Raw genomic sequence first — 18,236 nt, 5'->3', positions numbered from 1 at the left:
GCTTGCGCGCAAAGGCTTTTCCGTAAAACAAAAAGCCGCCGGCCAGGGCCGACGGCTTCGAAATCTCTGAATGCAGCGGCCGGATTATTCGGCGGCGGCTTCAGCAGCCTTTGCGGCTTCAGCGGCAGCGGCCTTTTCGGCGGCTTCGGCCGCGGCCTTTTCAGCGGCGAGAGCCTGTGCGGCTGCGACCTTCTCGGCCTCCAGACGTGCCTTTTCCTCGGCAATGGCGGCGCGCTCGGCGTCGTTCAGCTTGCGGGCGCGCGTGCCGGTGTTCTCGATGATACGAGCCGACTTGCCGCGGCGATCGCGCAGGTAGTAGAGCTTGGCGCGGCGGACCTTGCCGCGGCGGACGACTTCGACGCCTTCGACGAGCGGCGAGTAAACCGGGAATACGCGCTCGACGCCTTCGCCGTAGGAGATCTTGCGAACGGTGAAGCTTTCGTTGATGCCGCCGCCGGAACGGGCGATGCAGACGCCTTCATAGGCCTGTACGCGGGTACGCGAGCCTTCCGTGACGCGCACGTTGACGCGGACGGTATCGCCCGGGGAGAATTCCGGGAGCTGGCGCTTGGCTTCGATCTTCGCGGCCTGTTCGGCTTCGAGCTGCTGGATGATGTTCATCGTGTCAAACCTTCGGTTTTTCTGAAACAGCCAGAGCGCTCGACGGTCACCTTGGAGGTCATGCCTCGTGAGGGTAGTCCGTTGCCGGACGGAGCGGGTTCGCCATTCTTTGCTTGCAGGTCGGCTGGGTAATCCCAAATCCGTGCGGGCCAATACACCAGGTAAAGCCGTTTGTCATCCCCCAAGCCCAAAAGAATCGGCTTGGGAATGGCGGTTTTTCCGGCCTTGCAGGCCTTGCGGCACCACGATATCACGCTTTTGAGCAGGACGCAGCGGCCGATGGCCGCTGTCCGCGAGGAGTGCCATGACCTTTGCCGATGCCCTATTGCTGTTTACCGCCGGCTATCTCTCCGGCGTGGTCAACGCCATTGCCGGCGGCGGCACCTTCCTCACCTTCGGCGCCATGACGTTGACCGGCCTGCCGCCGATCGTCGCCAATGCCACCTCGTCCATCACCCAGTTCCCGGGCTACGTCACCTCCTCGCTCGCCTATGCCAGGGAGATCAAGGCCGACTGGAAGGAAGCCGCGCTGCTCGGCGTACTGTCGCTCGTCGGCGGCCTTGCCGGCGCGCTTCTGCTGCTGTCGCTCGACAATCCCTCCTTCCGCGCGCTCGTGCCCTGGCTGCTGCTGGCCGCGACCATCATCTTCGCCGCCGGCCCCTATCTCAAGCCGAAGACGCTGCATGCAGAAACGCCGGTCTCGCCGCTCGGCCTTGCCGGCCAGTTCGTCACCTCGATCTATGGCGGCTTCTTCGGCGCCGGCATGGGCATCATGATGCTCGCCGTTCTCGGCCTCACCAAGGGCGGCGATTATCACCGGCTGAACGCGCTGAAGAATTTCCTGGCCGTGGTCATCGCGGGCGTCGCCATCATCGTCTTCGCCAGCGGCAAGGTCGTCGGCTGGCCGCAGGCTGCCGTCATGGTGCCGGCCGGCGCGCTTGGCGGCTGGTCCGGCGTCTGGGCGGCGCGGCGCGTGCCGCAACCGGTCATCCGCGGCCTGGTGGTCGCGGTCGGCATCGCGCTGACGGTCTATTATTTCGTGACGGGCTGAGACAGCAGGTCCGGCCGACGTTCGCGCGTCAGCTTTTGCGCCTCCTCGCGCCGCCACCGGTCGATGGCCGCGTGGTTACCCGAGGTGAGAACGCCCGGAATTTCCAGACCTTCCCAGACTTGCGGGCGCGTATAGTGCGGGTGCTCCAGCAGCCCACCCTCGAAACTCTCGTGCTCGCCGGAGAGCGCATTGCCCATCACGCCGGGCAGGATGCGCACGATGGCATCGAGGAGGATCATCGCTGCCGGCTCACCGCCGGAGAGAATATAGTCGCCGATCGACACCTCTTCGAGCTGGCGTCCGTCGATGACACGCTGGTCGACACCCTCGAAACGGCCGCAGACCACGATGACGCCCTCGCCGGCCGCCAGTTCGCGCACGCGTTGCTGCGTCAGCGGTTTTCCGCGCGGGCTCATCAGCAGGCGCGGGCGGTTGTCGCCTTCGGATGCATGATCGATCGCCTTGGCCAGCACATCCGGCTTCAGCACCATGCCCGCACCGCCACCGGCCGGCGTGTCGTCGACAGTGCGGTGGCGGTCCGTGGTGAAATCACGGATCTGCACGCAATCGAGCGCCCAGTCGCCACGCGAAAGGGCTTTTCCCGAGAGCGACTGACTGAGCAGGCCGGGAAACATCTCCGGATAGAGCGTCAGGATGGTGGCACGGAAAGCCAAATCAATCCCCGTCGTCTTCCGGCGGGCGGCGACGCCGGCTGCCGGGGCCATTCTGTTCTTCTTCCTCGAGGCCGGCAGCGATCGCGTCGATCACCAGGCGTCCGCCCTCGACGTCGATTTCCAGCACGGCGGCTTCGGAGAAGGGAATGAGCACCGGCCGCTTGCCGGGGCCTTTGAGCTCGAGAAGATCGCCGGCGCCGAAATCGAAGATGCCGGTCACCGTGCCATGGCTGCGGCCCTGCGTGTCGACGGCCTCAAGCCCCTCGAGATCGGCATAGAAGAACTCGTCCTCGTCCAGCTCGTCGTCCGGCAGGTTGTCGCGTTCGATATAGAGATCGGTGCCGTTCAGCGCCTCGGCGGCATTACGGTCGTTGACGCCGCGGAAGCGCACCACGACGACGTTCTTCGCCTCGCGCACTTCCAGCACCTCGAAGGACCGGCCGTCGGCCGTGTGCAGGTGGCCGTAATCGCCGATCGCCGTCGGGTCGATCGTGAAGGATTTCACACGGACTTCGCCGCGCAGGCCCTGGGCCGCGCCGACCGTGCCCATGAGGACGGGATTTTCCAGTTTCGCCATGGTTTTGTTCCGAGCGTTCGTGTGAAGCCTCATACGACGTCTCAGCCGAGGCTCCAAATGAAAACGGGCGGCATAAGGTGCCGCCCGCTAGCTTGGTGAAGAACCTCGCCTGTCCACCGGTGTCATCCTCGGCCTTGAGCCGAGGATCCACGCCTCATCCGCAACGGGTGGATGCTCGGGTCAAGCCCGAGCATGACGGAGGAGAGGTTCGTCGCGAAGAATTATTCGCCAGCGGCAGCAGCAGCGGCGTCTTCTTCCTTCTGCTTCTTCTCGGCGGCGCGCTCGAGCGCCTTCTTGCCCGGCTTTGCCTTTTCCGGGTTGGTGCGGGCGTCGCGCTTTGCAACACCGGCTTCGTCGAGGAAGCGGGCAACGCGGTCGGTCGGCTGGGCGCCCTTGGCGAGCCATTCCTTGATGCGGTCGGCGTCGATCTGGACGCGGTTTGCGTCTTCCTTGCCGAGCATCGGGTTCCACGAACCAACCTTCTCGAGGAAGCGGCCGTCACGCGGCGAGCGGGCGTCGGCAACGACGATCTGGTAGTACGGACGCTTCTTGGAGCCACCGCGGGCGAGACGAATTTTCAGGGACATGTCATTACTCCTTGGGTGTGACGTAAGCCGCTTTTTTCAAGCGGTGGTCTGGTTTGCGCCGCTGTGTTCAGCGGCAATGGCTTCATGATGCCGGATCACCTCGCGGATGATGAAGTTCAGGAACTTCTCCGCGAAATCCGGATCCAGATTGGCATCCTTCGCCAGGCGGCGAAGGCGCTCGATCTGGTATTCCTCGCGCGCCGGATCGGCCGGCGGCAGTTCATGCGTCGCCTTCAGCACGCCCACCGCCTGGGTGCAGCGGAAGCGTTCGGCGAGCATATGCACAAGGGCGGCGTCGATATTGTCGATCGACTGCCGGTACTGGCCCAGTTGTTCCCTAATCTTCGGATCGATCGTCATGGTTCAATCCCTCACTTCTTCTTCGGCAGGCCGGGCAGGCCAGGAAGGCCGCCGAGACCCGGCAGGCGTCCGCCAAGACCCGGAAGACCGCCGCTACCGAGCCCCGGAAGGCTGCCCGGCTTGATACCGGCGGCTTCCGCCTGCTTGGCAAGCGCTTCGAGCTGCTTGGGGTCCATGCTGGACAGATCCGGCATGCCGCCCATGCCGCCGCCGAGGCCCATCTTGCTGGCAAGACCGCCCATCATCTGCTTCATCATGCCGCCCTTCTTGCCGCCCATCATCTTCATCATGTCCGCCATCTGGCGGTGCATCTTGAGAAGCTTGTTGATGTCGGCCGCATCGGTGCCGGAGCCGGCAGCGATGCGCTTCTTGCGGGAATGCTTCAGCAGGTCGGGATTGGCGCGTTCGGCCTTGGTCATCGAATTGATGATGGCGATCTGGCGGCCGAACAGCTTGTCGTCGAGACCGGCGGCCGACATCTTGTCCTTCATGCCGGCCATGCCGGGCATCAGGCCCATGATGCCGCCCATGCCGCCCATCTTCTGCATCTGGCGCAGCTGGTCGGCGAGGTCATTCAGGTCGAACTTGCCCTTGGCCATCTTGGCGGCCATGGCAGCCGCCTTCTCGGCGTCGATATTCTCCGCCGCCTTCTCGACGAGCGAGACGATGTCGCCCATGCCGAGGATGCGGTCCGCGACGCGGCGGGGGTGGAACTCTTCGAGTTCGCCCATCTTTTCGCCGACGCCGATCAGCTTGATCGGCTTGCCGGTGACGGCGCGCATCGAAAGCGCGGCACCGCCGCGGCCATCGCCGTCCATGCGGGTCAGCACGAGGCCGGTAATGCCGACGCGGTCGTCGAAATTGCGGGCGAGGTTGACGGCGTCCTGACCGGTCAGCGCATCGGCGACGAGCAGGATTTCATGCGGATTGGACTTCCGCTTGATTTCCGCCATCTCGATCATCAGCGGTTCGTCGATATGGGTACGGCCGGCGGTATCTAGGATGACGACGTCATGGCCGCCCAGCTTTGCGGCCTGCACGGCGCGCGCGGCGATATCGGTCGGCGACTGGCCGGCAATGATCGGCAGCGTGTCGATGCCGGTCTGAACGCCGAGCTGGCGCAGCTGCTCTTGTGCGGCCGGACGGCGCGTGTCGAGCGAGGCCATCAGGACCTTCTTCTTCTCGCGCGTCTTCAGCCGGTTGGCGATCTTGCCCGCCGTCGTGGTCTTACCCGAGCCCTGCAGACCGACCATCATGATGACGACGGGGGCGGCGGCATTCAAATCGACCGAAACGCCCTCGGAGCCGAGCATCGAGACCAGCTCGTCATGCACGAGCTTGACGACCATCTGGCCGGGCTTGATCGACTTCAGGATTTCCGCGCCGACGGCCTTTTCGCGCACCGCATCGGTGAAGGAGCGCACCACTTCCAGCGCCACGTCCGCTTCCAGAAGCGCACGACGGACCTCGCGCAGCGCCGCGGCGACATCCGCCTCGGAAAGCGCGCCACGGCCTGTCAGTCCATTCAGAATGGAGCCAAGGCGGTCCTGGAGTGTTTCAAACATCACGTCTTCCTTCTTGTTTCCGTCCGTGGCGGAAACGTCGGTGTCATCAGCGGCAAAAACAAGACGCAAAGCCAAAAAGCACCCGAGGGCGCATCGCGCTGTCGGGTGTTGACCTCCGGGATCTGTTTATACCGCTAATAGGGTCCCGGTCGGCGGCTTCAAGCATTCGTACTTGTCGCAGATGCGCGGCTTAAACAGCAACGAGGCCGGAAAGTCAAGAACATCGGGAAAATCCGGCCTTTCCTCACTTTTCCGCGAGTGCCGCTCGGCCCGTTGCAGCAAGGTGAGCGACACCTTATCTTCCATCAATGAACCGTCGCAAGTTTCTGAAATGGTCTGGCATCGGCGCACTGGCCACCTTGGCCGGCGGTACGTTCGCGAGCCGCAGCATGGCCGCCAACCGGTATTATGACGGCCCTGTCAGCGACCATTTCGATGGTACGCATTTCTTCAATCCCGATGGCGAGGAACCGAACAACTTCCTCGAACTGATGCGCTGGCAATTCGGTGGCGGCCGGGCGGCGTGGCCGGCGGACTGGCCGAGCCCGTTTCCGCCGGCAGTGCCGGAAGCACGTGTCGAGGGCGATCGGCTGGCCGTGACGATGGTCGGCCATGCGGCGCTGCTCATCCAGACGGCCGGGCTCAACATCCTGACGGATCCGGTCTGGAGCGACCGGGCGAGCCCCTTCTCCTTTGCCGGGCCGAAGCGCGTCAATCCACCCGGCATCAAGCTCAGGGATCTGCCGAAGATCGACGTCGTGCTCGTCACGCACAATCACTACGACCATCTCGATCTCGCGACGCTGAAGGTGCTTTCCGAGCGGGACAATTGCCTGATCTACACGCCGCTCGGCAATGAGGCCATCATGGGGTCTGTGGTCGGCGAAGGGCGTATAACCATCATGGACTGGGGCGGCAGCACGCCCTTATCCGTCGGCGTCACGCTCCATTGCGAGCCCTGCCATCACTGGTCGGCGCGGGGTCTTGGCGACCGGCGCATGGCACTGTGGTCGGCCTTCCTGATCGAGACGCCGGGCGGGAAGATCTATCATATCGGCGATACCGGTTTTCATCAGGGCATTAATTACCGGGCGATCCGTGAGAAACATGGCGCGATCCGCCTCGCCAACCTGCCTTTCGGCGCCTATGAGCCGCGCTGGTTCATGCGCCCGCAGCACCAGAATCCGGATGAGGCGGTCAAGGGCATGATCGCGTCCGGCGCTGCCTATGTCGCCGGCCATCATTGGGGTACATTCCGGCTGACCAACGAGGGCGTGGACGAGCCGCTTACGGCGCTGGAGGCCGCGCTTCATGCGGCCGGCATCGAGCGCACGCGTTTTCGTGCGCTGAGGCCCGGCGAAGTCTTCGAGGTTCCGCTCGCCACAGTCTGAGCAAGGCACTGGAAATCCGCGGGCTTTTCCGCCATATACGCCGCAACGGGCCGCCTTCGGCCCAATCGGGCAGATGTGATGACAAAGACGGTCGAATTCGCAAGGATGAACGGGCTGGGAAACATGATCCTGGTCGTGGACATGCGCGGCCGCGCGGATGCCGTCACACCGGCCGCCGCGATTGCGCTCAATGCCGATCCCGCCACCCGCTTCGACCAGATCATGGCAATCCATGATCCCCGCGTGGACGGCACCGATGCCTTCATCGATATCCTGAACTGCGACGGCACCAGGGCGCAGGCCTGCGGCAACGGCACGCGCTGCGTCGTGCAGGCGCTGGCCAGCGAGACCGGGCGCAAGGCCTTCACCTTCCAGACCGTCGCCGGCATCCTGAACGCCGTCGAACATGAGGACGGTACGATCTCCGTCGATATGGGCAAGCCGGTCTTCGAATGGAACCGCATCCCGCTCGCCGAAGAGTTCTACGATACGAGCCGCATCGAATTGCAGATCGGCCCGATCGATGATCCGATCCTGCATTCGCCGGCTGCCATGTCGATGGGCAATCCGCATGCGATCTTCTGGGTCGACCGCGACCCGATGACCTTCGATCTCGACCGTTTCGGCCCGCTGCTCGAAAACCATCCGATGTTCCCGGAAAAGGCCAATATCACGCTGGCGCAGGTGACGTCGCCGACGTCCATGACGACGCGGACCTGGGAGCGCGGCGCAGGCCTGACGCTCGCTTGCGGCTCCGCCGCTTGCTCGGCCGGCGTTTCCGGCGCGCGCACCGGCCGCACCGGCCGCAAGGTGGAGATCACCGTTGCCAGCAGCCCGAACCGCGGCAAGCTCACCATCGAATGGCGCGAGGACGACCATGTCGTCATGACGGGACCTGCCGAATGGGAATGGTCGGGCACGCTCGATCCCGTCACCGGCGCCTTCCGCCGCGATGATGATGCCGGGGCGGCCGCCCTTTGAGCGGCGTCGATGTCATAACCTTCGGCTGTCGGCTCAACACCTACGAATCGGAAGTGATGCGCGCCGAGGCCGAGAAGGCGGGGCTGAACAATGCCGTGCTGGTAAACACCTGCGCCGTGACGGGTGAGGCCGTGCGCCAGGCCCGGCAGGCGATCCGCCGGGCGCGCCGCGACAATCCGCATGCCCGCATCATCGTCACCGGCTGCGCCGCGCAGACGGAAAGCGAGACCTTCGCCGCCATGCCGGAAGTGGATGCTGTGCTCGGCAACGAGGAGAAGCTGAAAAGCGCCTCCTACCGCCGCCTCCCGGATTTCGGCGTCTCGGCGGAAGAGAAGCTGCGTGTCAACGACATCATGAGCGTGCGCGAGACCGCGCCGCAGATGGTCAGGCTGATCGACGGCCATGTGCGCGCCTTCGTACAGGTGCAGAACGGCTGCGACCATCGCTGCACCTTCTGCATCATCCCCTATGGTCGTGGCAATTCCCGCTCCGTGCCGATGGGCGCGGTGGTCGATCAGGCGCGCAAACTCGTCGGGAGCGGCTATTGCGAGATCGTGCTGACCGGCGTCGATGCCACAAGCTACGGCGCCGACCTGCCCGGCAAGCCGAGCCTCGGGCAACTGGCCAAGACGCTACTGAAGCAGGTGCCGGACATCCGCCGCCTGCGGCTCTCCTCGATCGACAGCATCGAGGCCGACGCGCATCTCTGGGATCTGATCGCCGACGAGCCGCGCTTCATGCCGCATCTGCATCTTTCTTTGCAGCATGGCGACGACATGATCCTCAAGCGCATGAAGCGCCGCCACTCGGCCGCCGATGCCAGCGCCTTCTGCGGCCGTGTGCGCGCTCTGCGCCCCGATGCCAGTTTCGGTGCCGACATGATCGCCGGTTTCCCGACGGAGACGGAGGAGATGTTCGCCAATGCCGGCAGGCTGGCAGAGGACTGCGGGATCGCGCATCTGCACGTCTTTCCCTACAGCCCGCGTCCCGGCACGCCGGCCGCCCGGATGCCGCAGCTCGACCGTGCGCTCGTCAAGGAGCGTGCCAGCCGGCTGCGTGACACTGGAAAACGGCTGCATGAAGCCCATCTCGTTTCCATGATCGGCAAACGGGAAATGATCCTCGTCGAGAACAACGGCCTTGCGCACACCGAAAATTTCACGCTCGTCGATGCCGCAGGGCTAAAGCCCCGCGACCTTGTGCCGGTTATCATCACCGGCCACAATGGCAAGCACCTGACGATGCGGCCCGAAAACCGCCTTCTCGCATAACCAGCGGATACCCTTATGGCCCTCGGCTTCATCAAGAAGATTTTTACGTTCGGAAAAGACACCGCCCCTGAGCAGAAGCCGGAGGCCGAGGCCGCCGTCGTCGCACCACAGGTGGACGAGGCCGCCCCCGAACAGGTCGTCGAGGAGACCGTCGCCACCGAGGAGCGCGACGCCCTGCTCGAAGAAGCCGAAGCGGCCAACCCCGAAGCGGCAAGCCACGTCCCCGACGAGCCGGAACCGGATATCTATCCGCTGCCGCATGCGCCGGAACTGCCGGTCGCCGAAGACCCGGTCGCACCCGCAGAGATGGAAACGGCCGGCGGACCGGCCGATGATATCAGCGAAAATGAAGACGCCGTCGCCGAGGAAGAACCGGTTGCGGTTGTAGAGGCTATTGTCGAGGACGAGCCGGAAGCGGTCGTCGAAATCGAAGACGTCGCTGCTCCCGCGCAGGAGGCGACGCCGGCCGAAATCGAAGACCCCGTTCTCGAAGAAGTCGCCCGCCTCGAGCCGAAGGCTCTGCCCAAGGGTTTTGCGAGCGCCGAGGACAAGCCGGTCGAGGTAACTGCCGCGCCGCAACCCAAGCGCACCTGGTTCCAGCGCCTGCGCGAGGGCCTGTCGCGCACCTCGTCGCAGCTCACGGGCCAGATCACCAGCCTCTTCACCAAGCGCAAGCTGGATGACGAGACGCTGCAGGATCTCGAAGACCTGCTGATCCAGGCCGATCTCGGCGTGGAAACCGCGCTGCGCATCACCGATACGCTCGCCTCCGAGCGCTACGGCAAGGATGTCACCGGCACCGACGTCTCGCGCATCATGGCAAGCGAGATCACCAAGGTGCTCTCGCCCGTCGCCAAGCCGCTGGCGCTCGACCTCAATCACAAGCCGCATGTCATCCTCGTCGTCGGCGTCAACGGCACCGGCAAGACGACGACCATCGGCAAGCTCGCAGCAAAACTCTCCGGCGCCGGTCTGAAGGTCATGATGGCCGCCGGCGACACGTTTCGCGCCGCGGCAATCGAGCAATTGAAGATCTGGGCGGAGCGCACCGGTTCCGAGATCGTCTCCTCGAAACTCGGCGCCGATGCCGCCGGCCTCGCTTACGAGGCCTATGAGCGGGCGCGCGAGAAGAAGAGCGACGTCCTGATCATCGACACGGCCGGCCGCCTGCAGAACAAGACGGAGCTGATGGCGGAACTGGAAAAGATCGTGCGCGTGCTCGGCAAGCTCGATCCGGACGCACCGCACACCGTGCTCCAGACGCTCGACGCCACGACCGGCCAGAACGCCATGAACCAGGTCGAGATTTTCCGTAATGTCGCGGGCGTGACGGGTCTGATCATGACAAAATTGGACGGTACGGCCCGCGGCGGCATTCTTGTGGCGATTGCCGCCAAACACAAGCTGCCGGTCTATTTCATCGGTGTCGGCGAAGGGATCGACGATCTCGAACCCTTCGAGGCCAAGGATTTCGCGGAAGCGATCGCAGGAGTTGGAGCATGAGCAAGGTTTCGCTGGAAACGCCGGCCAAGGCGGAGGAGAAGGTCAGCCCGCTCCTCAAGATGGTGCTTGAACTCGGCCCGCTCGTCGTGTTCTTCTTCGCCAATTCGCGGGGTGAATGGCTGGCGGCGCAGTTTCCGGTGCTTGCCGAAATGGGCGGCCCGATTTTTATTGCGACCGGCCTCTTCATGGCTGCGACGGCGATAGCCCTTGCCGTCTCCTGGGTGCTCACCCGAACACTCCCCATGATGCCGTTGATTTCGGGCGTTGTCGTCTTCGTCTTCGGCGCGCTGACGCTCTGGCTGCAGAACGACACCTTCATCAAGATGAAGCCGACCATCGTCAATTCGCTGTTCGGTGCCATCCTGCTCGGCGGCCTGCTGTTCGGCAAATCCCTGCTCGGCTATGTCTTTCACGCCGCCTTCAAGCTGACGGACGAGGGCTGGCGCAAGCTGACGCTGCGCTGGGGTCTGTTCTTCCTGGTGCTTGCCGTGATGAACGAAGTCGTCTGGCGCAATTTCTCGACGGACTTCTGGGTTGCCTTCAAGGTCTGGGGTACAATGCCGATCACCATTCTCTTCACGCTGTCGCAGATGCCGCTGATCATGCGCCATTCGATCGAGACGCCGGACGACGGCAAGGCATCGTAAGGTTTCAAGGCAAAGAAAAACCCCGCCGGAACGGCGGGGTTTTCGTTTTATGGCCTTTCCGGCCTGCTCGGGTTACTCGCGGTTGCCCAGGAAACGCAGCAGGAACAGGAAGAGGTTGATGAAGTCGAGATAGAGCGTCAGCGCGCCCATGATGGCCTTGCGACCGGCCACGGCGGTGTCGTCGGCTTCGAAATACATCTCCTTGATCTTCTGCGTGTCCCAGGCCGTCAGGCCGGCGAAGACCAGCACGCCGATCGCGGAGATCGCGAAATCGAGCGCCGAGGACTGCAGGAACAGGTTGACGAGCGAGGCGATGATCAGGCCGAACAGGCCCATGATCAGGAACGAGCCCATGGCGGACAGGTCACGCTTCGTCGTGTAGCCGAACAGCGACAGGGCGCCGAAGGCGGCGGCCGAGACGAAGAAGGTCTGCGCGATGCTGGCGCCGGTGTAGATCAGGAAGATCGACGACAGCGACAGGCCCATCAGGCCGGCATAGACCCAGAAGGTCGCCTGCGCGGCCGAAACGCTCATCGTGTGGATGCGGAAGCTCAGGAAGAAGACCAGCGCCAGCGGCGCGAGCATGACAACCCACTTCAGCGGGCTGACATAGATCGCCTGGCCGAATGCGGTCAGCTGGCCATCGGCGAAGGCGGCCTGCGCGGCGAAATAGGCCACGAGGCCGGTGATCGCGAGACCGAAGGCCATCAGGTTGTAGACCCGCAGCATGTAGCTGCGCAGGCCCTCGTCGATGACGGCACCGGCCTGGGCGCCGGCATTCGCCGGGCGGGTCTGGTAATTGCGGAGATCAGCCATGTTTTCCTCTTGGTCAAAGCCCCTAGTGTTTACGGTGTCGGGCTCCCGCTTATTCGTTCCGGTTTTCGAAACGTGCCGCGGGATCCGGGCAGCCGCTGCGGGGCTCCAGCTTGCCTAGGGTAAATATGAGCATGAATTGTGTTGTGCACAAGACCCGCGACCCTGACGGGAGGCCGCAGGCGCATGATTCTAGAGTTCGCGCAGCACCGGTGCCGCCTTCTGTCCCAGAATGCGCCAGGTGCCGGCAAGGCCGATGCCGACGGTCATGACGAGCGCCGTGACCACCGTCATCACGGCGACATCGGGCAGGAAGCTCGACGGCAGCTTCATGATGGTGCTGACCACGAACCAGGCCGCCACGCCGCCGGCCAGAAGCGCGAAGACGGCGGTCGCCAGCCCGAGCATCAGATATTCGTAGCTGAAGGCCCGGATGAGTGTCGCCCGCGTCGCGCCCAGTGTCTTGAGCACGACGGCATCATGCACGCGCGCCCGGTTGCCGGCCGCAAGCGCGCCGGCCAATACCAGCACCGAGGCGATGAGCGCCACGGCTGCCGCCGCACGGATGGCGGTCGCAAGCTGCCCGACCAGTTCGTTGACCACGTCGAGCGCGTCCTTGACGCGCACCGTGGTGATCGTCGGAAAGGCGTTGGTGACGGCTTTCAGCGTCGCGGCTTCCTGCTCGGCGCTCGCTTTCGGATCGATCATCGTCGCCAGCCAGGCATGCGGCGCACCGGCAAAGGTGTTGGGCGAGAAGACCATGACGAAGTTGATCGACAGCGATTCCCATTCGACCGTGCGGAAATTGGCGATGCGCGCGGTGATGTTGCGGCCGAGCACGTTGACCGTGACGGTGTCACCGATCTTCAGGCCCAGTTCCTTGCCCTCTTCGGCGGCGAAGGAGACGAGCGGCTCGCCGGTATAATCCTCCGGCCACCATTGCCCCTCCACGAGCGTTGAATTCTCCGGCACGCGCTTGGCATAGGTGATGCCGCGATCGCCGCGCAGCACCCATTGCCCGCCCTGGGGGACCTTGACCTTGGCGACATCGACACCGTTCAGTTCCATCACCCGGCCGCGCAGCATCGGCACCTCGATGATCTTGCCGTCGGGCATGTTGCTCTTCAGCACGTCGCGGAACCCGTCGAGCTCGCTGCCCTGGATATCGACGAAGAAGAAGTTCGGCGCCCGTTCCGGCAGGTTGCCGGTGAGTTCGCGGCGCAGGTTTCCGTCGATCAGCGTCAGCGTGACCAGCAGCGCAAGGCCGAGGCCGAGCGACAGCACGACGGAGGCGGTGAGTGCGCCAGGCCGGTGGATATTGCCGATGGCAAGCCGCAGCGATGGCGAATTGACGCGCGGGCTGCGCCTGGCCAGCATCGTGATCAGCATGGCGACGACGCGCAGCACGACGAAGGCAAAGGCGATCGCGCCGAGGAAGACCATGGCGATGTAGCGGTCATAGGCCGTGACGATGGCAAGGCCGGCAAGCGCTGCGAGAAACACCGCCGCGCTGAGCAGATAGGGCCAGCTCGGCAGGCGGCTCTTCTGGAAACCTTGTTCGCGGAACAGCGCTGTCGCCGGCACTTCGCGGGCATGGCCGAGCGGCAGGATGGCGAAGGCGAGCGCCGTCAGCAGGCCGAAGACGGCCGCGAGCAGCAGCGCCGACGGGTAGAGCGTGGTTTCCGCCGGCACCGGCAGCACGCCGTCGAGGAAGCGCATGGCGACCATGGGCATCAGTGCACCGGCAACGAGGCCGATGGCGATGCCGACGGCGGCGATCAGGGCGATCTGCGTGAGATAGATCAGTGCCACCAGCGAGGCGGGCGCCCCCAGGCACTTGAAGGTCGCGATGACCGAACGCTTGGAATCGAGATAGGCGCGCACGGCATTGGCCACGCCGACGCCGCCGACGATCAGCGCGGTGAGGCCGACCAGCGTCAGGAACTGCGAGAAACGGGTGATGTTGGCCGTCAGCGAGGGTGCGGCGCTGTTCGAGGTGCGGATCGACCAGCCGGCTTTCGGAAACGCCTTGTTGGCATCGGCGCGGACCTTGGAGAGCGAGAGGCTCTGGTCGGTAAGCCGCACGCGATAGGCGTTTTCGACGAGGCTGCCGGTCTGCACCAGGCCGCTTGCCGTCAGCGCGTCTTCCGAGAGCATCAGGCGCGGGGCAAAGCCAAAGCCTTCCGAAACGGCATCCGGCTCGCGCACCAGCGTGGCGGTGATCTTCAGCTTCACCGTACCGAGCAGCACCTCATCGCCGATGGCGACGCCGAGCCGGTCGAGCAGCAGAGGTGCTACGACCGCGCCATAGGCGTCACCCTGCTTGGCGAAGAGCTCGGCGCTCGGCTGCTGCGGCGCGGTCTCCAGCGTGCCGTAGAGCGGATAGTCGCCATCGACGCCCTTGGCCTCGACCAGCGTCTGGTCGGACCCATCCGGCAGGCGCGCCATGGAGCGCAGGCCGGAGGACAGGGAGACATCGCCCAGCGACCGGAAATGTTTCAGCTCGTCCGGCGTCGCAAAGCGGTTGTTGAACTCGAAGCGCACATCGCCCGCCAGCAGCGACTGGCCCTGCGAGGCAATGGCCTGGGTGATGGCGCTCGAGACTGAATTGACCCCGGCGATCGCCGCCGTGCCGAGCGCGATACAGGCGAGGAAAATGTAAAAACCCTTCAGCCCGCCGCGCATCTCGCGCAGCGCCAGGCGAAGGGCCAGCGGAAACTGTCGCAGGATCGCGCCGATCCTCATGCCGGCACCGCCTGTGCCGTAACGCGTACGGGAGCCGCACCGGAAACGATCTCACCGGAGCGCATTGCGACCTGCCGGCCGCAACGCGCGGCAAGTGCTGGATCATGCGTCACCAGCACCAGTGTCGTGCCGCGCTCGGCCTGCTTGGAAAAGAGGAGGTCGGCGATCTGCCGTCCGGTCTCGGTGTCGAGATTGCCGGTCGGTTCGTCGGCGATCAGCAGTTTTGGCGCGGGCGCGAGAGCCCGTGCGATCGCCACGCGCTGCTGCTCGCCACCCGAGAGCTGGCCGGGATAATGCGACAGCCGCTCGCCGAGCCCGACAGCCGTCAGCTCGCGCCTTGCGATCTCGAAGGCATCGGGCACATTGGCGAGTTCCAGCGGCACGGCGACGTTTTCCAGCGCCGTCATGTTGGGAATGAGATGGAAGGACTGGAAGACGATGCCGATGTTGCGGCCGCGGAAATCCGCCACCTGGTCCTCGTTCATGCCGTGCAGGCCCGCGCCGTCGATATGGATCTCGCCGCTGTCCAGCCGCTCCAGACCCGCCAGCACCATCAGCAACGTCGACTTGCCGGAACCCGAGGGGCCGACGATGCCGACCGATTCACCCGCATCGATGACAAGGTCGATCCCCTTCAGCACATGGACGGAGGCGGCGGCCTGTCCGAGAGTGAGATCGGCTTTTTTCAGGTCGATGATGGTTTTGGCCAAGGAATTCTGCCCTATATATGCTGGAAACACTGGAATACCCGCAATCTAGGATCAGCATCATGTCGTTTAAAGCGGCGCTCGGCTTTTTCGTCTCACTTGCAATCACAGCTTTGTTATCCGCAGGTGCGGCCTGGGCCGAACCGATCAAGCTCGTCGGTTTCGGCGACAGCCTGATGGCCGGCTACCAGCTGCCCGCCTCCGATGCCTTTCCGGTGAAGCTGGAGGCCGCGCTGAAGGCCAGGGGATATGACGTCGAGATCGCCAATGCCGGTGTCTCCGGCGATACCAGCTCCGGCGGCCTTGCCCGGCTCGACTGGTCGGTGCCTGACGGTACGAAGGGCGTGATTCTCGAACTCGGTGCCAACGATGCGCTGCGCGGCATCGCGCCGGAGGAGACGGAAAAGAACATCGACGCCATGCTGACGCGGCTGAAGGCGCGCGGCATTGCCGTGCTGCTCGCCGGCATGCTCGCGCCGCCCAATATGGGTGCGGACTACGAAAAGCGCTTCAACGGCATCTACCAGCGCATGGCCGAAAAGCACGGCGTTGCGCTCTATCCGTTCTTTCTGGATGGCGTCGCCGCCCAGGCCGACCTGCAGATCGATGACGGCATGCACCCCAATCCGGCCGGCGTGGACGTGATGGTCGCAAGGATTTTGCCGACCGCGGAAGCCTTTCTCAAATCCGTCATGGCCGGGGAATAGTTTTTGCGGGTGCGAAATAAGGGTTGCCTAAAAAGGCGTCGCATGATTCGCTGACAGTAATTCCAGTCGGGAGAAGTCGCCATGCCGAGACTTTTCGTTGCCCTCGAAGTGCCGCGCAACGCGGCGATGAGCCTCTCGCTTCTGAGGGGCGGTCTTCCCGGAGCCCGCTGGATCGACGTCGAGAATTTCCACATCACGCTGCGCTTCATCGGCGATATCGACGGCCGCACCGCCGACGAGGTGGTCGACAAGCTCGATCGCATCGAGCGCCCTGAGTTCCAGCTCACGCTCCAGGTCATGGGCTCCTTCGGCTCCAAGAAGCCGCATTCCATCTATGCCGGCGTGACGCCGGCGCCGGACATGTATGCCCTCCAGGCGGAAATCGAGCGCATCTGCCAGCGCCTTGGCCTGCCGGCCGATCCACGCAAGTTCACGCCGCACGTCACGCTGGCGCGCCTGCGCAACGTCCGCCCCGAGGATGTCGCCCACTACCTCACCGGCCGCGGCAATTTCTACACCAACCCCTTCACGGTGAACCGCTTCGTGCTGATGTCTTCGAAGGAATCGGTCGGCGGCGGGCCTTATGTCACCGAGGAAGTTTTCCCGCTTTACGAATCGGGCGCGAGCTGGGATGGCGCGGATTTGCATGACCATCCGGTCTAATCGATCTGGCATCCAGGTCGGCTAAAAGGCTTTCAGCGTTCGGAACAGATCGAGCATTTTTGCGACATTTCTCAATGTCGAGAGATTTTCTTCCGTGAGAGGGTCAGGATCGAAGTGCATGACGTCGTTTCTTATAGCGTTCACTCTCGACAGCTCTTCGCAAAAAGTTACTCTGTCGAGCTTTAGGTTGAGGCTAATCCAGTTTTTCTCGTTCTCAAGAATCCTTACATAATTGCCGAAACTGAGATCGTTTGCGCTTTTCAGGTTTTTTGGAAGAAACTCCTCTGCGCACGAGGCCTTCATATCGTCTATGGTTATCTTGTTGCTTATCAAAGCCCGAAGATTGTTCTCTATCTCCGCCAGCAACAGAAATGGTGTGCTCGTTTCCTCGAACTGCCGCGTTATGTCCGTTGAGGTCACGATTCCCGATATCTTCTTATCTGGCGACCGTATCAGCACATACCCATGATCCATGATGATTTTGATGCCTGCGAATAGAGATGCCGTCGCCGAAATCTCATGCGCCTCGTCCATATGATGCTGAACCTCGCTCCCGCTCCCGCTCGTCACATAGCGCCTGCCAATCGATTCCCAACTTATGACGCCTTTAACCTCGCGATCGGTCGTCATAACCGGCAATTGTGAGAAGTTTCTTGCAAGCATGATGGTGATGGCTTCTTGCAAGGTCGCATTGGGCTTGACGCTAACGGGCAAATTTCTCGCCGATTCGATCTTGCCGATACGGAAAGACGGATCGTCGGGCGATTTATTTTCAGCCGGAGCGTCGATTGCATCGACGGAATTCTCGGAAGCGCTAACTGGTTTGTTTTCGTTTTTGTGTTGAGAAATCAATTCGAACGTAATGGGCGTATCGACCCAGATATCGAGGTAACTGGGTACTGTGCGAATTCCCGTTAGCTTCAGTTGATTGTTTATATAATCCACATTCGAGGCGGTACGACGCTGCATTCCGAACCAGGATAGAAATGTTCTTATCGTAACGGGTGTTGCTGTCCTGCCGCTTTTCAGGTCCTTCAAGACTGTATTCAGCTCACTGTTCGAAGACATCGCCACCCCGATTTCCAAATAAGAGCGATAAGAAACACAAGACCTGCTGATAGGCTCGCTGAGACTCAGAACTACCACCTGGAGTTTAAGGAATATCAAAAGCTCCAGAGAAAGGGGCCGGGCGAAGAAGGTTTTCAAAAGAGAGGCCGGAGAACGCAGGACAATAGAAACGCAGAGGACAGGAGCAGCTCCAATCGGCGTTTCGTCGCCATCCCCCCTTGCCATTCCCTGCCTCGATGGGCATCTGTTGCCTGCCGAACGTGTTCGGTAAGCGTTGAAACAGCCGGGGCGTGACTTGTCGCAAG

The 18,236-nt window shown here is 63.2% G+C and carries 18 protein-coding genes; 8 read left to right on the top strand and 10 right to left on the bottom strand.

Going from position 1 to position 18,236, the window contains the following annotated elements; translation table 11 throughout:
- Positions 1–84: 84 nt before the first annotated feature.
- Positions 85–621 carry a 50S ribosomal protein L19 gene (gene rplS / locus MUU55_RS24045; protein ID WP_244763318.1) on the bottom strand — a complete coding sequence of 179 codons (537 nt, stop codon included), beginning with the start codon at positions 619–621 and terminating at the stop codon, positions 85–87.
- A 304-nt stretch (positions 622–925) separates the two neighbouring features.
- Here rplS and MUU55_RS24040 point away from each other — a divergent pair, with 304 nt between their 5' ends.
- On the top strand, positions 926–1,672 hold the full coding sequence (locus tag MUU55_RS24040; RefSeq protein ID WP_244763317.1) for a sulfite exporter TauE/SafE family protein: 747 nt from the start codon (positions 926–928) through the stop codon (positions 1,670–1,672).
- Here MUU55_RS24040 and trmD read toward each other — a convergent pair.
- The 5 genes from trmD to ffh form a co-directional block, all read right to left on the bottom strand.
- On the bottom strand, positions 1,654–2,346 hold the full coding sequence (trmD, locus tag MUU55_RS24035) for a tRNA (guanosine(37)-N1)-methyltransferase TrmD (RefSeq protein ID WP_244763496.1): 693 nt from the start codon (positions 2,344–2,346) through the stop codon (positions 1,654–1,656). The genes MUU55_RS24040 and trmD overlap by 19 nt on opposite strands.
- Before the next feature lies 1 nt (position 2,347).
- Positions 2,348–2,923 (bottom strand): ribosome maturation factor RimM, encoded by a 576-nt coding sequence (gene rimM / locus MUU55_RS24030; protein WP_244763316.1) that lies wholly within the window; start codon positions 2,921–2,923, stop codon positions 2,348–2,350.
- A 221-nt stretch (positions 2,924–3,144) separates the two neighbouring features.
- Positions 3,145–3,510, bottom strand: a complete 366-nt coding sequence (rpsP, locus tag MUU55_RS24025; protein ID WP_244763315.1) for a 30S ribosomal protein S16 — start codon at positions 3,508–3,510, stop codon at positions 3,145–3,147.
- A gap of 36 nt (positions 3,511–3,546) precedes the next feature.
- Complete coding sequence (locus MUU55_RS24020) at positions 3,547–3,870, bottom strand: chorismate mutase (RefSeq protein ID WP_244763314.1); 324 nt, start codon at positions 3,868–3,870, stop codon at positions 3,547–3,549.
- 11 nt (positions 3,871–3,881) lie between these two features.
- Positions 3,882–5,435: a signal recognition particle protein gene (ffh, locus tag MUU55_RS24015; RefSeq protein ID WP_244763313.1), complete on the bottom strand. Its 1,554-nt coding sequence runs from the start codon at positions 5,433–5,435 to the stop codon at positions 3,882–3,884.
- Positions 5,436–5,743: 308 nt separating this feature from the next.
- Between ffh and MUU55_RS24010 the strand changes: the two genes are divergently transcribed.
- The 5 genes from MUU55_RS24010 to MUU55_RS23990 all read left to right on the top strand — a co-directional run bounded on the left by MUU55_RS24010 (position 5,744) and on the right by MUU55_RS23990 (position 11,228).
- Positions 5,744–6,826, top strand: a complete 1,083-nt coding sequence (locus tag MUU55_RS24010) for an MBL fold metallo-hydrolase (RefSeq protein ID WP_244763312.1) — start codon at positions 5,744–5,746, stop codon at positions 6,824–6,826.
- Positions 6,827–6,904: 78 nt separating this feature from the next.
- Complete coding sequence (gene dapF / locus MUU55_RS24005) at positions 6,905–7,807, top strand: diaminopimelate epimerase (protein WP_244763311.1); 903 nt, start codon at positions 6,905–6,907, stop codon at positions 7,805–7,807.
- The gene (gene mtaB, locus MUU55_RS24000; RefSeq protein ID WP_244763310.1) at positions 7,804–9,078 is read left to right on the top strand and encodes a tRNA (N(6)-L-threonylcarbamoyladenosine(37)-C(2))-methylthiotransferase MtaB; all 1,275 of its coding nucleotides are present in this window, start codon (positions 7,804–7,806) and stop codon (positions 9,076–9,078) included. The genes dapF and mtaB overlap by 4 nt, the downstream gene beginning before the upstream one ends.
- A 15-nt stretch (positions 9,079–9,093) precedes the next feature.
- On the top strand, positions 9,094–10,581 hold the full coding sequence (gene ftsY / locus MUU55_RS23995) for a signal recognition particle-docking protein FtsY (protein WP_244763309.1): 1,488 nt from the start codon (positions 9,094–9,096) through the stop codon (positions 10,579–10,581).
- The gene (locus MUU55_RS23990; protein WP_244763308.1) at positions 10,578–11,228 is read left to right on the top strand and encodes a septation protein A; all 651 of its coding nucleotides are present in this window, start codon (positions 10,578–10,580) and stop codon (positions 11,226–11,228) included. The genes ftsY and MUU55_RS23990 overlap by 4 nt, the downstream gene beginning before the upstream one ends.
- A gap of 72 nt (positions 11,229–11,300) precedes the next feature.
- Here MUU55_RS23990 and MUU55_RS23985 read toward each other — a convergent pair whose 3' ends face one another.
- From MUU55_RS23985 to MUU55_RS23975, 3 genes are all read right to left on the bottom strand, one after another.
- On the bottom strand, positions 11,301–12,044 hold the full coding sequence (locus MUU55_RS23985) for a Bax inhibitor-1/YccA family protein (protein WP_244763307.1): 744 nt from the start codon (positions 12,042–12,044) through the stop codon (positions 11,301–11,303).
- A gap of 189 nt (positions 12,045–12,233) precedes the next feature.
- Positions 12,234–14,786, bottom strand: a complete 2,553-nt coding sequence (locus MUU55_RS23980; protein WP_244763306.1) for an ABC transporter permease — start codon at positions 14,784–14,786, stop codon at positions 12,234–12,236.
- Positions 14,783–15,496: an ABC transporter ATP-binding protein gene (locus tag MUU55_RS23975; protein WP_244763305.1), complete on the bottom strand. Its 714-nt coding sequence runs from the start codon at positions 15,494–15,496 to the stop codon at positions 14,783–14,785. Before MUU55_RS23975 ends, MUU55_RS23980 begins: the two co-directional genes overlap by 4 nt.
- A gap of 59 nt (positions 15,497–15,555) precedes the next feature.
- On the opposite strand from MUU55_RS23975, the gene MUU55_RS23970 reads away from it, so the two are divergent.
- The gene (locus MUU55_RS23970) at positions 15,556–16,200 is read left to right on the top strand and encodes an arylesterase (protein ID WP_244763304.1); all 645 of its coding nucleotides are present in this window, start codon (positions 15,556–15,558) and stop codon (positions 16,198–16,200) included.
- 81 nt (positions 16,201–16,281) lie between these two features.
- A complete protein-coding gene (thpR, locus tag MUU55_RS23965) occupies positions 16,282–16,863 on the top strand; it encodes an RNA 2',3'-cyclic phosphodiesterase (RefSeq protein ID WP_244763303.1) in 582 nt (193 codons plus the stop codon).
- A gap of 21 nt (positions 16,864–16,884) precedes the next feature.
- On the opposite strand, the gene MUU55_RS23960 is transcribed toward thpR, so the two are convergent.
- Positions 16,885–18,156, bottom strand: a complete 1,272-nt coding sequence (locus tag MUU55_RS23960) for a CBS domain-containing anti-phage protein (protein WP_244763302.1) — start codon at positions 18,154–18,156, stop codon at positions 16,885–16,887.
- Positions 18,157–18,236 lie beyond the last annotated feature (80 nt).

This window comes from Shinella curvata, assembly GCF_022899935.1.
In the GTDB taxonomy this organism is placed as follows: domain Bacteria; phylum Pseudomonadota; class Alphaproteobacteria; order Rhizobiales; family Rhizobiaceae; genus Shinella; species Shinella curvata.
The sequence above is the reverse complement of the archived record's forward strand: the minus strand, read 5'-3'. Positions and strand labels throughout refer to the sequence as shown.